Annotated in this window: 14 protein-coding genes; 4 read left to right on the forward strand and 10 right to left on the reverse strand. The window is 73.2% G+C overall.

Annotation, left to right across the window (positions count from 1 at the left end):
- The first annotated feature begins 99 nt into the window (after positions 1-99).
- Positions 100-1269 carry a sensor histidine kinase gene (locus ACWEGE_RS13170; protein WP_449660655.1) on the forward strand — a complete coding sequence of 390 codons (1170 nt, stop codon included), beginning with the start codon at positions 100-102 and terminating at the stop codon, positions 1267-1269.
- A 21-nt stretch (positions 1270-1290) separates the two neighbouring features.
- On the forward strand, positions 1291-1935 hold the full coding sequence (locus ACWEGE_RS13175) for a response regulator (RefSeq protein ID WP_449660656.1): 645 nt from the start codon (positions 1291-1293) through the stop codon (positions 1933-1935).
- On the opposite strand, the gene ACWEGE_RS13180 is transcribed toward ACWEGE_RS13175, so the two are convergent.
- From ACWEGE_RS13180 to ACWEGE_RS13190, 3 genes are all read right to left on the reverse strand, one after another.
- Positions 1816-2391 carry an RDD family protein gene (locus ACWEGE_RS13180; protein ID WP_449660657.1) on the reverse strand — a complete coding sequence of 192 codons (576 nt, stop codon included), beginning with the start codon at positions 2389-2391 and terminating at the stop codon, positions 1816-1818. The two genes, ACWEGE_RS13175 and ACWEGE_RS13180, sit on opposite strands and share 120 nt — an antisense overlap.
- Before the next feature lie 320 nt (positions 2392-2711).
- Complete coding sequence (locus ACWEGE_RS13185) at positions 2712-3428, reverse strand: SDR family oxidoreductase (RefSeq protein ID WP_449660658.1); 717 nt, start codon at positions 3426-3428, stop codon at positions 2712-2714.
- A gap of 51 nt (positions 3429-3479) precedes the next feature.
- Positions 3480-4376, reverse strand: coding sequence for an SDR family NAD(P)-dependent oxidoreductase (locus ACWEGE_RS13190; protein ID WP_449660659.1), 897 nt, complete (start codon positions 4374-4376; stop codon positions 3480-3482).
- Between the two features lie 87 nt (positions 4377-4463).
- Here ACWEGE_RS13190 and ACWEGE_RS13195 point away from each other — a divergent pair, with 87 nt between their 5' ends.
- Positions 4464-5042, forward strand: coding sequence for a TetR/AcrR family transcriptional regulator (locus ACWEGE_RS13195; RefSeq protein WP_449660660.1), 579 nt, complete (start codon positions 4464-4466; stop codon positions 5040-5042).
- Positions 5043-5083: 41 nt separating this feature from the next.
- Here the strand turns inward: ACWEGE_RS13195 and ACWEGE_RS13200 are convergent, their stop codons facing one another.
- The 4 genes from ACWEGE_RS13200 to ACWEGE_RS13215 are packed head-to-tail and all read right to left on the reverse strand — an operon-like array spanning position 5084 to position 8970.
- Entirely contained in the window at positions 5084-5410 is a 327-nt protein-coding gene (locus ACWEGE_RS13200) for a DUF4387 domain-containing protein (RefSeq protein ID WP_449660661.1), read from the reverse strand.
- Positions 5403-6761, reverse strand: coding sequence for an acyclic terpene utilization AtuA family protein (locus ACWEGE_RS13205; protein ID WP_449660662.1), 1359 nt, complete (start codon positions 6759-6761; stop codon positions 5403-5405). Before ACWEGE_RS13205 ends, ACWEGE_RS13200 begins: the two co-directional genes overlap by 8 nt.
- Positions 6762-6766: 5 nt before the next feature.
- Entirely contained in the window at positions 6767-7705 is a 939-nt protein-coding gene (locus ACWEGE_RS13210) for a phosphoglycerate dehydrogenase (protein WP_449660663.1), read from the reverse strand.
- Positions 7702-8970, reverse strand: coding sequence for an MFS transporter (locus ACWEGE_RS13215; RefSeq protein ID WP_449660664.1), 1269 nt, complete (start codon positions 8968-8970; stop codon positions 7702-7704). Before ACWEGE_RS13215 ends, ACWEGE_RS13210 begins: the two co-directional genes overlap by 4 nt.
- A 93-nt stretch (positions 8971-9063) precedes the next feature.
- Between ACWEGE_RS13215 and ACWEGE_RS13220 the strand changes: the two genes are divergently transcribed.
- The gene (locus ACWEGE_RS13220; protein WP_449660665.1) at positions 9064-9765 is read left to right on the forward strand and encodes a GntR family transcriptional regulator; all 702 of its coding nucleotides are present in this window, start codon (positions 9064-9066) and stop codon (positions 9763-9765) included.
- A gap of 1 nt (position 9766) precedes the next feature.
- Here the strand turns inward: ACWEGE_RS13220 and ACWEGE_RS13225 are convergent, their stop codons facing one another.
- Genes ACWEGE_RS13225 through ACWEGE_RS13235 form a run of 3 tightly spaced genes read right to left on the reverse strand, consistent with a single transcriptional unit; the run spans position 9767 to position 14420 of the window.
- Entirely contained in the window at positions 9767-11797 is a 2031-nt protein-coding gene (locus ACWEGE_RS13225) for a hydantoinase/oxoprolinase family protein (protein WP_449660666.1), read from the reverse strand.
- Positions 11794-13353, reverse strand: a complete 1560-nt coding sequence (locus ACWEGE_RS13230; RefSeq protein ID WP_449660667.1) for a hydantoinase B/oxoprolinase family protein — start codon at positions 13351-13353, stop codon at positions 11794-11796. Before ACWEGE_RS13230 ends, ACWEGE_RS13225 begins: the two co-directional genes overlap by 4 nt.
- Positions 13350-14420 carry a tartrate dehydrogenase gene (locus ACWEGE_RS13235; RefSeq protein WP_449660668.1) on the reverse strand — a complete coding sequence of 357 codons (1071 nt, stop codon included), beginning with the start codon at positions 14418-14420 and terminating at the stop codon, positions 13350-13352. Before ACWEGE_RS13235 ends, ACWEGE_RS13230 begins: the two co-directional genes overlap by 4 nt.
- Positions 14421-14443: the final 23 nt, after the last annotated feature.

Consider the following 14443-nt stretch of genomic DNA (forward strand, 5'->3'; position numbering starts at 1 on the left):
CAACCGGCGGTACGAGGTTGCCGCCGTCGCCTCATACCCAGGTACGAACTCCGCTCCCGGGCGCGGCACCGAGCCGCCCGGTGCGGCACCATCGAGCAGGTGACCGACCGGATTCCGTGGACCGGCCGCCGCGGCCCGCTGGTGGCCGAGGCGGTCGTGCTCGGCGCGCTGGTCGTGCTCGACCTGGTCTTCGCGGCCCACGCGGTGCCGGGCCAGGGTGGGCTCACCGCCATCGCGGTCGAGTTCGCGCCGGGGGCCGGCCCGGTCGTCGCGGTGCTCGCCGTGCTGCGCCGCCGCTTCCCCGACCACGTCGCCGGGCTGGCCACCGCCGTCTCCGGGCTTTCCCTGCTGGGCTCGGCGATCGCGGCCGCGTTGGCCGTCGCGGGCACGCGGCTCCCGGCGCAACCCGGCGCCGCCGAAACCCTCGCGATCGCCCTGCTGGTCGGCGCCTCCTGCCACCGGCTCTCGCCGCGCACGGCCACCGTCCAGGCCGTGCTGGGCGGCTGCGCGGCCACGCTCGCGCCCATCCTGCGCTACGGCACCGGCTCCCCCGCCGCGCTCTACGCCGCCGGCGCCGCGGTGGTCTGGGGCGGCGCGCTGGCCGGCGGCCTGGTGCTGCGCGACGCCGACGTCCGCCACCGCGTCGACGTCCTCGAACTCCGCTCCGCCGAACGGCTCCGGCTGGCCCGCGAGCTGCACGACCTCGTGGCGCACCAGATCACCGGCATCGTCGTGCGCGTGCAGGCGGCGCACCGCGTCGCCGAACGCACCGGCGGCGACACCGAGACGTTCGCCGAACTGGAGACCGCGGGCGCCACGGCGCTTTCGGCGATGCGCCGGCTGGTCGGGGCGCTGCGGACCGGCGAAGAAGACCTCTTCGTGCCGCCCACCGACCTCGCCACCGCCGTGGACCGCACGGTGCCCGACGACGACCGGATCCACCTCGACGTCAGCCCGGACCTCGGCGAGCTCGCCGTCGCGCCGGAGGTCGTGACCACCGCGCACCGGCTGCTCACCGAGTCGCTCACCAACGTCCGGCGGCACGCGCCCGACGCCACCGACGTCCGGGTGCTCGTCCACCACGCACCGCCGGGCGAGGTCCGCCTCGAGGTGGTCAACGACGGCGCCGCGCGGCCCGCGCGCCGTGGCGGCTACGGCCTGCTCGGGATGGCGGAGCGGGTCGCGGCGGTGGGCGGTACGGTGCACGCGGGACCGGCGGACGGACGGCGCTGGCGCGTGGTCGCGCGGCTGCCGCTGCAGCCGGACTGACCGCGGCGGAGGGGAGAGCGGGTGCCGACGCGAGTGCTGATCGCCGACGACCAGGCGATGGTCCGCGCGGGGTTTCGGATGATCCTCGAAGGCGAGCCGGACATCGAGGTCGTCGGCGAGGCCGCCGACGGCGACCAGGCGGTGCGGCTGGCCCGCGAGCTGCGGCCCGACGTCACGCTGATGGACATCCGGATGCCCGGCGTGGACGGGCTGCGCGCCACCGAGCTGCTGGCCGGCCCGGACGTCCCGGACCCGCTGCACGTGGTGATGGTGACGACGTTCGGGCTCGACGAGAACGTGCACGCGGCCCTGCGCGCCGGGGCCTGCGGGTTCCTGCTCAAGGACGCCGGGCCGAACCTGCTGGTGGAAGCCGTGCACGCGGCCGCGCACGGCGAGGCGCTCGTCTCCCCCGCGATCACCACCCGGCTGCTCGCGCACTTCACGCGCGGCACGTCCCGGCCCGCGCCCGAAACCCCGCTCACGCCCCGGGAACTGGACGTCGTGCAGGCCGTGGCGCGCGGCGCGACCAACGACGAGATCTGCCGCTCACTCGTGGTTTCGCTGCCCACGGTCAAAACGCACATCGGCGCCGTCAAGCGCAAGCTGGGGGCCCGCAACCGCACCGAAATCGCCATCTGGGCGTGGGAAAGCGGCCTCGTCCGCTGACTCGTCGTTCCGGCGCTGCGGGACGCGCTCGACGACCGTGCGCGCCACGACGTCCCCGAACCGCTGCCGGCGGCGCGTCACGAGCATCACCACGGTGCCCGCGAGGCCCCAGGCGAACCCGTCGACCACCATCAGCAGCTCGCGGACGAGGAACGCGCCCAGCGTCGGGTGGCCGCCCTCGAGGGTCCGGACCCGCAGGCGCAGCCAGCGCATCGCCGGCGTCTGCCCGCCGTGCCGGTAGGGCCACCACACGGTGACGAACATCAGCCCCGCGAAGTCGACCACCAGCATCGCGTAGACGACGACCTTCAGGAACGTGAGCAGGCCGGGCCCGTGCGGCCGGAACAGCCAGACCACGGCGATCGCCAGCAGCAGCATCGGCAGGAAGACGAGCAGCTCGTCGAGCAGGAACTGCACCAGGCGGCGGCCGACGACGCCGATTCCCGGACGGGTCATCCACCCATGATCCCGATCGTCGCGGACTGGCGCGCGCTGAGGGGCTCATACGTCGGGCCGAGACCGCTTGCCGGACAGCTCCTCCGAGGGTATCGGCCACGCCGGGATCGAGGTCGCCCGGCCGGACGGCAGCCGCGATTCCCGAGGGTTCTGGGCGGCCGGGGCGGGCGCCCCGGTCATCGGCGTGGTCCTGCATCCCCGACAACCGCCACCGCGCACGGGTCCAACCCACCACGCTGGTGACCGAGCGACAACTGGGCCGAGGGATCGCCTACGTCCGCCGCCACGACACCGAGCCGCGAACCGCACCCGGTGCCGGGTCAGTTGCCCGGGGACGGGCCGTAGAGCTGCGCCGGGTCGCCGGACAGAGCGGATTTGACGAAGCGGCCGGCGTCGTCGACCAGCACCTCGACGGCTCCTCGCTGCACGCCGTCGAGTGCGGCGCGTGCGACGTCCGCGGGGTCGGTCTTGGGTGCGTCGCTCCCCGCCATCATGTCGGTGTCCGCGGCTCCGAGGTGGACGCCCTGCACGAGCGTGCCCTGGGCGGCGAGCTCGACGCGCACGCCGTTGGTCATGTTCCACTCCGCCGCCTTGGCCACCGAGTACGTGCCCGACCCTTCCGCGGTGGCGACCCACGAGAGCACGGACAAGACGTTGACGATCGCGCCCCCGCCGTGGGCGGCCAAGGCCGGGGCGAACGCGCGGATGACGCGCAGCGTTCCGAACAGGTGGGTCTCCAGCTCGTGCCGGAGGAGGTCCAGGTCGTCGGTCAGGAGGCCGCCCCGGGTGCTGATGCCGGCGTTGTTCACCAGCAGGGTGACGTCCCGCGCCGCGGCGGCCGCCTCCGCGATCGACTTCTCGTCCAGCAAGTCGAGGTACAGCGGCGTGACCCGCGCGTCCTGGAGGTCGATCGCCTCCGGACGGCGAGCGGTGGCGTAGACCTTCCCCGCGCCGTACTCCAGCAGCTGTTCGACGAAGTGCCGGCCGATCCCTCGGTTGGCCCCGGTCACCAGGGCGGTGGATCCGGCGATTTTCATTTTCGTTGCCTCTCCGGGCTTCTGGATCACTTGCGGCACGAGACCGGCGCTTCAGCCGAAGTGCGCCTTGGCCCAGTCGGCGAAGGAGGTCATCGGGATGCCGAAGCGGGCTGCGATCGCCGGATCGGCGGTGATCCCGGCGCCGTTCATCCCCACCTGGTTGTCGATCAGCTCCGGCAGCATCCCGCGCGCTTTGCCCTGCTCGGGGGTGACGAACTCCACCCGGGCCGGGTCGCCGGCCGCGGTCAGGGCCGCGGCCATCTCCTTCAGCGACAGCACGTCGCCGGCCAGTCCGATGGCGTGCCCGTGGAAGCGGAGCGGGTCGGCGAACGCGGCGGCCACCGCGGTGCCGATGTCCGGCACGGCGACCACGGCCATCGGCTGGTCCGGGTCGACCGCGGTGACGATCGCCGCACCGGTCAGGTTCTCGAACCAGATCGACGGCCGGACCAGGTTCGACGTGAAGAACGCCGGCCGGAACTCGGTCCACGAGGTGAAGCCGGCGTCCGGCAGCACCTGACCCACCGCGGCCTTGCTCTCCCAGTAACCCGGGTTGCCCGACTCGGCGGCCTTTCCCAGAGCGGCTTGCCGGAGGAACTTGCCGAGCCCGGCCACCGACGAGTGCACGAACTGCGAGACGCCGGCCTGTTGGGCGGCCTCGACCAGGTTCAGGCCGTTGACCCGTTCGACGTTCGAGGTCAGGTCGTCGAGATCCGGCGACTGGACCGAAAACACCGCCCGGGCACCCCTCAACGCCGGCTTCAGTGAAGCGCGGTCGGTCAGATCTCCGGTCACGAGCTCGGCGCCGGCGGCCGCCAGCGCCGTCGCCGCGTCCGACTCGGGCCGCCGGACCAGCGCCCGCACCGGCACGCCGTCCGCGAGCAGCCGCCGCGCCACGGCTCCCCCTTGCCGACCGGTCGCCCCGGTCACCACCACCACGTCCGTCATCACATCTCCAGGCTAGAAATGGGGCATGCCCCCATTTACGCCTGCTAACATACGGGGTGCCACCCCACTTATCAAGCCGGAGTTGCGATGAAGACCTTGCGAGCCGACGCCCGGCGCAGCCGCGAGCGGATCGTGCAGGCGGCCGGGACCGCGTTCCGGCAGTCCGGCGTCGACGCCTCACTCGAGGCGATCGCCAAGGACGCCGGCGTCGGATCGGCCACCCTGCACCGCCACTTCCGGTCCCGGCGCGAGCTGGCGGAGGCGGTGTTCCAGGACCGCACGGAGGCCGTCGCCGCGGTCGCCGACGAGTTGAAGGCCGAGCAGGAACCAGGCCCGGCGCTCTTCCTCTGGCTCCGGGCGGCACTGGAGTACACGGTGGCGAACCGCGGGCTGGTGATGACCTTGCTGCCGCCGTCGGACGAAGACGCCCACCCGGCGGTTTGCGGCCACCAGACCCTTGCCGCCGCGGCGGATTCCCTGCTGAGCGCGGCCCAGGCGGCGGGCGACGTGCGCGCGGACGTCACCGTGGCCGACGTGCTGGCGCTGGTCAACGCGATGTCGCTGCTAGCCGAGCGGGATGCCACCGCGGATGTTCGCCACCTGCTCGGATTGGCGATCACGGGCATCGGTCCCAGCCAGTGCGGAACCGGCGAACCGGTCCATTAGCGCGCGGCGAGGCCGGAGAACCTGCCGCCGCGGTGGGTCCGTCACAGCGGCGGGGCCGGGACCACCAGCCTCGCCAGCGGCACGTGGTGCTGTCCCGCGTGCATGTCCCGGTCCCTCAGCGAGCCCTGGCTGACCGGCCGGGGGAACGAAATCTTCACCACGTTGAGCGACGGGATGCGGAAGATCCGGATCGTGTCCTGGTCGACGTGGTAGAGCGACGCGATCACCCGCTCGTTCAAGAAAGCGCCGTCCGCCGCGACGCGGTAGCCGTCGGTGTCGCGCATGAACAGCTCCATCGTCACCCAGAACGGGCCCGCGTTCTTCGAGCGGACTTCGTGGGCCAGGTCCGCCAAAGTGGTTTCAGGCAAGGGTCTTCCCCTCCAGTTCGATCCGGAACAGCTCCAGCGGCGCGCAGTCGACGACGTGGTTGAGCACGAACTCGTACGCCGCGCCGCGCTCGACCTCCGCCGGGGACGAGGGGAACGCGAAGCTCGGCAGGTAGTCCATCGACGGCGTGGGCAGGTGCAGCATCAGCGGGTTGGCCACCTTCGCCACCGCCGTCGCGGTCGCCTGGTCCGGCGCGCTGACCAGCAGCATCACGCCGACCTCGCGCGGCGGCCCGCTCTCCGGTTCCAGCTCGCCCAGCACCGCGTTGTGGCCGTAGAGCCGCAGGTCGAACGCGTACTCCCCGGCGGACAGGCCCAGCGTCTGCCCGACGCGCTGGGTGAGCACCGTGCGCATCAGCGACGCCCATTCGTCGATGTCGGCCAGCACCAGCGGGTCGCGGATCGCCGAGAACGACATGGTCTCGTAGCCGGTGATCCGCGCGCCTTCCAGCTTGATCGTGTACTGGTCCGCGACGTGGAACTGCGACCCCGTGACCCGCACGATCCGGTCGTCGACCGCGGTGTACTCCGCCTCGCGGACGTCGAGCGTGCCGTCGGGTTCGCGCATCTGATGCGGGTCCGCCGTTTCGTACAGCATGTGCGCGGCCACCAGGATCGGCGTGCACGCCGAGGCGGGATCGAGCGGCTCGATCGTGAAGCCGTCGGCGTCGATGGTCGCCAGGACGCCGCCCGCACGCGGGTTGTCCGTGCACTGGCCGCCGCACTCGATGATCTTGGCCGCGTGCCAGGTCGGGCCGGCCGGCATGCCCTTCATCAGCGGGAACGCCGCCGCCACCGCGGTGTCCGTCGCGCGGCCGGCCAGCACCACCTGCGCGCCCGCGCGCAGCGCCTCGACGATCGGCTCGTGGCCCATCGCGCCGACGATGTGGGTGCAGCTCTCGAGCGTCTCGGCGTCGAGCTGTCCCAGCGGCGGCAACGGGTGGATGCGGTCGAGGTACTCCTTCAGCCCGGCCGCGTCCTGCTCGCTGTAGATCCGCGCCACCTTCAGGTCCAGCCCCAGTTCGGCGAGCACGTCGGCGGCGATCCCGGCGACCCAGTCGACGCCGGCGTCGGTCCCGCTCGTCCCGCACGAGCCCACGATCACCGGGATCCCGGCCCCCGCGGCCGCGGTGAACAGGCTGCGCAGGTCCCGCGCCACCGCCTTGGCGGTCGTCTTCGCCGTCGCCGCGCCCAGGTAGTACGGGCCCGAGTCGGTCGAGCCGCCGTCGATGCTGATGACGTCGGCACCCAGGGCGATGCCGCGCTCGACCGTCGCGTGGTCCCAGCCGGCGCCGAGCATCCCGCTCGGCGCCAGCACCCGCACCTTGTCCATGTCCCTCACTTCTCTCCGTTCACCACGAATCGGGCCCGCCCGTCGAGGGCCGCGACCAGTTCTTCGGCCCCGCGCAGGCCGGCGGCCCGGCGGGCTTCGGCGGTCTGCCCGGCCAGGTGCGAATAGACGACGATCCCGGGCACCCCGCGCAGCGGACTGTCCGCGGGCAACGGCTCTTCGCCCATGACGTCGAGCGCCGCACCCGCGATCTCACCGGACAGGACCGCCGAGACGAGCGCGTCTTCGTCGACGATCGCGCCGCGCGCGGTGTTGACCAGCAACGCCGTCGGCTTCATCAGCTTGAACGCCGCCGCGTCCAGCAGTCCCCTGGTCCGCTCGGTCAGCGCCGTGTGCACCGAGACGTAGTCCGATGTGGACAACAGCTCCGGCAGCCCGGTGAACCGGACGTCCGGGCCGCGCAGGCCGGACGTGCACACGACGTCCATCCCGAACGCGCGCGCCAGCGGCACCACCGCCCGCGCCGCGGCGCCGTAGCCGATCAGCCCGAGCGTCGAGCCGCGCAGCTCGTGCCCGTCCTCGCGCGGCCACTCCCCCCGCGCCACCCCGGACGCCGACTGCACCAGCCGCCGGGCCCCGGCGAGCAGCAGGCCGAAGGTGTACTCCGCCACGGCGTTCGCGTTGACGCCGGGCAGGTTGCTGACGCTGATCCCCCGCCGCGCCGCGGCCGCCACGTCGATCGAGTCGTACCCCACGCCGGTCCGGACGATGACGCGCAGCCTCGGCGCGCGGGCCAGTACATCGGCGGTCATCGGCTCGTTGGCCACCAGCGCCGCGTCGGCCCCGGCCAGCAGACCGGCCAGGTCGTCCGGGTCGCGCTTGCCGGTCATCGGCGCGTGCACGGTCGCCAGCCCGGCGCCGCGCAGGTACGCGTCGACCTCGTCGCCGGGGCGCAGGTAGTCGGTGGTGATCAGGACCCGCTTCACAGCGCCCGCCCGTCGGAGCGGCGGCGCTGCAGCACGGCGACGCGGGCGACCAGCAGCACCGCGACCGCCGTGACGAGCGCGAGGTCGAGCAGCAGGAGCGGCCAGCCGGTCACGTCGACCATGCCGCCGACGAGCGCCGGCCCGAGGAACCCGCCGCCGGCCCAGCCGACGGTGTAGAGCCCGGTGTAGGTGCCGAGCACCCGCGCCGAGGGCGCGAGGTTCCACAGCACGACCGCCATGTTGACGATGAACGCCGCCGCGCCCGCGGCCCCGGCGCACAGCGCGGTGACCGTGCCGGCCGGCGTCCGGACCACCGTGCCGAGCACCATCGCCGCGGCGAACACGGCCATCCCGGCCAGGATGACCCGCAGCCGGCCGAAGCGTTCGGCGAGCAGCGCCACCGGGTAGGCGGCCGCGATGAAGGCCAGCCCGCTGGGCAGGGTGAGCCCGCCGGCGTCGCCGCGGGACATGCCCAGCGCTTCCATGCCGTAGTTGGTGATCAGCGAGCGGGAGGCGAACCACGCGCTGCCGAAGGCGAGCACGGCCAGGACGACCAGCAGCCGGCTGCGGTCGGCGTCGCGGACGATGTCGAGCAGGACGTCCCGCATCCGCACGCGGGGCGAGTTCTCCGTGTGCCCCGCGCGGTCTTCTTCCAGCGCGGCCCGGTAGGCCGGGGACTCGCTGTCCCGGACCCGCCAGGCGAGCACGGCCACCGACGCCAGCATCAGCACCGCCGGGATCGCGAAGGACAGCTTCGGGAGGTCGTCGATGAGGAACAGGCTGATCAGCGCGGCGACGATCACCGTGATGCTCGAGGCGATCTTGACCGCCGCGTTGGCCCGGCTGCGCCGTTCGGGGGCGATGAAGTCCGGGACCAGCGACTCGGCGATGGGCTTGAAGGAGTTCGCGACCAGCGCGTAGCCGAACATCGTGAGGATCAGCAGCGGCAGCGAAACCGCCGCGTGCGGGATCAGGACGAACAGCAGCCCGGCGATCGGCATGCCGGCGACGAGGTACGGGATGCGCCGGCCCCACGCCGTCCGGGTGCCGTCCGAGCGGTTGCCCATCCACGGCTGGATGAAGATGCCGAACAGGTTGTCCATCCCCATCAGCGCGCCGATGAGCGCGGCGCTGCTCACGTGCTCGCGCAGCAGCGGCGGCACCTGGGAGTCGTAGAGGTTCCACGTCGACTCCTGCGCGAAGACCGCCAGTGCCACGAAGAACGTGATGCGCCCGGTGCGGACGCGCGGGGTGGTCAACGTCATCGTCGGCCCCTTCCGTGGGAGATGGCGCCACCGTACTTTTGCTATAGCAAGATGGTCAAGAGTTGCAAACCGATTTGCCGTAGACTAAGCCCCATGCTGGGTGAAGCGCTGACCACCGACACGCTGGCCGACCGCGTGTACCGCGCGCTGCGCGACGCGATCACCACCGGCGAGCTGCGGCCGGGCCAGAAGGTCACCGAGCGCGGGTTCGCCGAGCGGCTGTCGGTCAGCCCGACACCGGTGCGCGAAGCCATCCGGCGCCTGGAGCAGGACGGCCTCCTCGAACGCGCCGGACCGCGGACGGTCAAGGTCGCGATGTTCGGCGGCGTCGCCATCCAGGACCTCGCCGAGGTGGAGATCGGCCTGCGCGGCATGGTCGCCCGCTTCGCCGCCCGACACGCGACCCCCGAGCAGCTGGACGGCCTCGACGCCGTCCTCGACGAGGCCGACGACCTGCTCATCCTCATCAAGCAGCGCCACCAGGCCGGCCAGGACGTCGAGAAGCACATCGGCCGGCTCTTCGACGCCATGCAGCGCTTCAACGGCCTCGTCGAGGCGTGCGCCGGCAACCCGGTGCTCGTCCGCCTGCTCGACCAGACCCGGGTGTTCTCCTACCCCGAACGGCGCTCGCGGGTGCTCGAGCGCGCCACCGTGGACGAGACGTTCGGGATGAAGCGCTACGCCATGCACCGCGCGCTCGTCCGGGCGCTCCGCGCCGGCGACTCGGCGAAGGCCGAAGCGCTGGTGCTCGAAGACGCCCGGGGCGGGCTCGGCGACCTGCTCGCCGGCCGGTAGCTCACCCGATGTCCGCGAACAGCGTCAGGTCGTCGCCGACGCGGATGCGGCAGTCCGGCCCGAAGGAGCAGGAGGATTCCCGTTCCTCGAAGACGGCGGGCCCGGTGAGTTCCGTGCCCGGCCGCAGCCGGTAGCGGTCCCACACGGTGGCCCGCACCCGGCCGTGGCCGGGGAAGTGCACCTCCCGCTCGCCCCGCCGGGGGTCGCCGTCGGCGGGTGCGCACCCCAGCTCGACGTCGTGGCCGGGCAGGTGCGCGGTCAGGCGCCAGTCGACGACCTCGACGGGCCCGTCGAGGGTCCGGCCGAACGCCACGCGGTACGCCGCTTCGAAGGCCTCCCGGAGATCGCCGCCGTCGGGCAGGCCGACCTCGAGCGCGGAGCCCTGGCCGAGGTAGCGCAGGTCGGCGGACCGGCGCAGGCGCGCCCCGGGGCCGAGTACCGCGGCCGCCTGCCCGGCCATCTCGTCGTAGAGGGCTTCCACCCGCTTCCAGTCCACTTCGGACAACGGAGAAGGCAGGCTGCGGGCCAGGTCCACCGTCGGCGCGGCGACGAGGAACCCGTAGGCGGACATCACGCCCGCCCGCATCGGCACGATCACCCGCCCGATCTTCAGCTGCTTGGCCAGGCCATAGGCGTGCACCGGGCCCGCGCCGCCGAACGCCACGAGCGCGAACCCGGCGGGGTCCCGGCCGTGCTCGGCCAGGTGCATCCGGGCGGCCGCGGCCATGCTCGCCGTCGCGACCTCGACGATGCCCGCGGCCGCGCCGGTCTCGTCGAGCCCCAGCGGGTCGCCGACGTCCCTGGCCACCGCCTTGCGGGCTTCGGCGGCGCGCAGCCGCAGCTCGCCGCCGAGGAACGCGTCCGGGTCGAGGGAGCCGAGCACGAGGTCGGCGTCGGTGACCGTCGGCTGCTCGCCACCGCGGCCGTAGCCGACCGGCCCCGGCACGGACCCGGCGCTGCGCGGCCCGACCTTGAGCAGGCCCAGCGCGTCGGGCGCGGCGATCGAGCCGCCACCCGAGCCGATCTCGATCAGGTCCACGACGGTCAGCTTGACCGGCAGTCCCGAGCCGGGCTTGAACTTGTCGACGCGGCCCGCCTCGAAGTCGTGCTTGCGCCGCGGCTCGCCGCCGCTGACGATCGCGATCTTGGCCGTGGTGCCGCCCATGTCGAACGAGAGGACGTCCGGCTCGCCGGCCCGGCGGGCCACCGCGGCGGCGGCGATCGCCCCGGCCGCGGGGCCGGATTCGAGCAGGCGGACGGGGAACGCCTTGGCGTCCTCGACGGTGGTGACCCCGCCGCCGGAGAGCATGATGTGCAGCGGCGCGTCGATCCCCAGCTCGGTCAGGCCGGCCCGCAGCGCGTCGAGGTAGTGCGCCACCAGCGGCTGGACGTAGGCGTTGAGGCACGCCGTGCTCGCCCGCTCGTACTCGCCGATGACCGGGGCGACCGCGCTGGAGAGCGTCACCGGCAGGCCGGGGTGGGCCCGGGCGAGCAGCTCGCGCACCCGGCGTTCGTGCCGGTCGTCGCGGTAGGAGTGCAGGAGCGCGACGGCCAGCGCTTCGACGCCGTGGGCCAGCAGGTCCGCCACCTGCGCCAGCACGGCGTCTTCGTCGAGGGGCGTCAGCTCGGTGCCGTCCGCGGTGAGCCGGCCCGGCACGCCGCGGCACCGGTGCCGTGGCACCAGCGGGGGCGCCGGGCGCGCGTGCAGGTCGGTCGGGTCGAAGCGGATCTCGCGGGCCATCTCCAGGGTGTCCCGGAAGCCCTCGGTGGTGAGCAGGCCGACGACCGCGCCGGTGCGTTCGAGCAGCGTGTTCGTCACCAGGGTGGTGCCGTGGACGACGCCCGCGACGTCACCGGGGTCCGTTCCGGTCTCGGCCAGCAGCCGGGTGATGCCCGCGGTGATCGCGTCGTGCGGCGCGTGCGGGGTGGTGGGCAGCTTGCCGGGCCAGGTCAGGTCGCGGGCCGGGTCGTGCAGCAGCAGGTCGGTGAACGTGCCGCCGACGTCCACGCCGATCCGGGCGGTGCGGCTCATCGGCCCGCCTCCGGTGCGCCGTAGCCGCCGCCACCGGCGAACGAGATGACGACCGTGCCGCCGGGGGCCAGCTGCGAGATCGACTTCAACGGGACGCGTTCGCCGTTGTCCAGCACGACCTCGGCCGTGGCACCCGGCCCGCCGCCGTCGACGCCGAGCGCCGGGTGCCGTTCGCGGTCGCCGAGCAGCACCAGCTGCACCGGCCGGCCGGTCGGGTTGTGCACTTCGATGTCCTGGCCGAGCCCACCGCGCCGGCGTCCCGCGCCGCCGGAGCCCTCCCGCAGCTCCTTGCGGACGAACCGCAGCGGCGACGCGGCTTCCATCGCCTCGACGCTGCCGCTGCCGGAGTTGGTCGGGAACGCCGTCGCCGAGAGGCCGTCCTGGTCCTTCGAGGCACCCATCCCGGCGTTGGCGAAGAGCATCTGCGCGAACGGGCGGCCGGCGTCGTCGACCCCGGCGAAGCGGACGCGCAGGGCCGGCGCTCCCCCGCTGTCGGCGATCACCCGGTCCGGCAGCACCGGCGCGAGCGCGCGGTAGATCGCGCAGGAGAGCAGGTGCCCGGTCAGGTGCCGCGCGACGACCGGTGCCGGGAACCGCGGGTTGACGATCGTGCCTTCGGGCGCGGTCACGGTGATCGCGCGGTAGGAGCCCCAGTTCGTGCGCGTGGCCGGGTCGAGCAGGATCTTCAGCGGGTACACCGAGTACGCGCGGGTGTAGTTCAGCGTCGAGTTCATGGCGAACGGGACCTGCGGCGAGGTTCCGGTGTAGTCGATCGCGATCGTGTCGCCGCTGACGGTGACCGTGCACTCGATGTGCGTGGGATGTCCTTCGACGCCGTCCGCGTCGACGCCCGCGCGGTAGACGCCGTCGGGCAGCTCGCGGATCGCCGCTCGCATCGCGGCCTCGGTCATCCCGTGCACCTGGTCGGCGAAGTCGTCGAAGCCGTCCTCGCCGAAGTCCTCGAGGAACTCCTGCGCGCGCCTGCGGCAGACGGCGTGCGCGGCGGCCTGGGCTTCGAGGTCGCCCCACAGCTCGCCGGCGAGGCGGACGTTGGCCAGCAGGAGGTCCTTGACGCCCTGCTCGACGCGGCCCGCGCGGAACAGCCGGACCGGCGGGATCAGCAGGCCCTCGGACATCAGGTCGGTGGCGGCGAGCGACGGCGTCCCGCCGATGTCCGGGGAATGCGCCGCGGTGCCGGTGAAGCCGACGAGCGAGCCGCGGTGGAAGACCGGCGCGAGCATGGCGATGTCGGGCAGGTGCCCGGTCGCGATCCACGGGTCGTTGGTGATGACGACGTCGCCGTCCTGCCACTCCTGGGCCGGGAACCGCCGCAGCACCAGCGAAGTCAGCGAACTCATCAAGGCGGCGAAGCCGGGGATGCCGGCCCGTGACTCGGCCATCGTGCGGCCGCGGCGGTCCATCAGCACCACGGTGTAGTCGTTGGATTCGCGGATGATCGTCGAGAACGCGGTGCGCAGCATGGTCGACGCGGCTTCGCCGGTCGCCGCGGCGAGCCGGTCCCAGCGGACCTCCAGGCCGATCGGGTCGACGTTCACGCGAGCACCCGCTCGGCGATCGCCTTCCCGAGCCCCTCCGTCGTCCCGGTTCCGCCGAGGTCGGGGGTGAGCACGTCCGGCTGCTCGGCCAGCACGCTTTCGACGGCCGCGACGATCCGTGCGGCGGCCTCCGGCTCACCGAGGTGGTCGAGCATCATCGCCCCGCTCCAGATCTGCCCGACCGGGTTGGCGATCCCGCGGCCGGCGATGTCGGGGGCCGACCCGTGGACCGGCTCGAAGAGGCTCGGCCAGGTGCGGTCCGGGTTGATGTTGGCGCTCGGGGCGATGCCGATCGTGCCGGTGCACGCGGGCCCGAGGTCGGAGAGGATGTCGCCGAAGAGGTTGCTGGCCACGACGACGTCGTAGTTCTCCGGGCTCAGCACGAACTTCGCCGCGAGGATGTCGATGTGGTCCTTGTCCGCCGTGACGTCCGGGTACCGGGCGGCCATGGCGGCCGCGCGTTCGTCCCAGTAGGGCATCGAGATCGAGATGCCGTTGCTCTTGGTCGCCCACGTCAGGTGCTTGCGCGGGCGGGTGGCGGCGAGGTCGAAGGCGTAGCGCAGCACCCGGTCGACGCCGGTGCGGGTCATCACCGTCTCCTGCAGCACCGTTTCGCGGTCGGTGCCCTCGAAGATCCGGCCGCCGATGCTGGAGTACTCGCCCTCGGTGTTCTCCCGCACGACGAGGAAGTCGATGTCGCCGGGTTCGCGGTCGCGCAGCGGGGCGCGCACGCCGCGCAGCAGCCGCACCGGCCGCAGGTTGACGTACTGGTCGAAACCGCGGCGGAACTTCAGCAGGCTGCCCCACAGCGACACGTGGTCGGGCACCACCTCGGGCCGGCCGACCGCGCCGAAGTAGATCGCGTCGAAGCCGGCCAGCACGTCGTGCCAGTCCGGGGGCAGCATCTCGCCGTGCTCCAGCCAGTACTCGGCGGAGGCGAACCCGAATTCGGTCGTCTGGAGTTCGAAGCCGTGGACGGCGGCCGCGGCCCGCAGGCAGCGCAGGCCTTCCGGGACGACCTCGCGCCCGATGCCGTCGCCGGGGACGACCGCGATGCGGTGGTGCACGAAACGCTCCTCGATGTCGGGGC

Source organism: Amycolatopsis sp. NPDC004747 (assembly GCF_053601335.1).

Coding starts and splice junctions, on each gene's coding strand:
- ACWEGE_RS13220 (WP_449660665.1), top strand. CDS start 9,064: ATGCTGGGTGAAGCGCTGACCACCGACACGCTGGCCGACCGCGTGTAC.
- ACWEGE_RS13195 (WP_449660660.1), top strand. CDS start 4,464: ATGAAGACCTTGCGAGCCGACGCCCGGCGCAGCCGCGAGCGGATCGTG.
- ACWEGE_RS13190 (WP_449660659.1), bottom strand. CDS start 4,376: ATGACGGACGTGGTGGTGGTGACCGGGGCGACCGGTCGGCAAGGGGGA.
- ACWEGE_RS13180 (WP_449660657.1), bottom strand. CDS start 2,391: ATGACCCGTCCGGGAATCGGCGTCGTCGGCCGCCGCCTGGTGCAGTTC.
- ACWEGE_RS13205 (WP_449660662.1), bottom strand. CDS start 6,761: ATGGACAAGGTGCGGGTGCTGGCGCCGAGCGGGATGCTCGGCGCCGGC.
- ACWEGE_RS13215 (WP_449660664.1), bottom strand. CDS start 8,970: ATGACGTTGACCACCCCGCGCGTCCGCACCGGGCGCATCACGTTCTTC.
- ACWEGE_RS13225 (WP_449660666.1), bottom strand. CDS start 11,797: ATGAGCCGCACCGCCCGGATCGGCGTGGACGTCGGCGGCACGTTCACC.
- ACWEGE_RS13185 (WP_449660658.1), bottom strand. CDS start 3,428: ATGAAAATCGCCGGATCCACCGCCCTGGTGACCGGGGCCAACCGAGGG.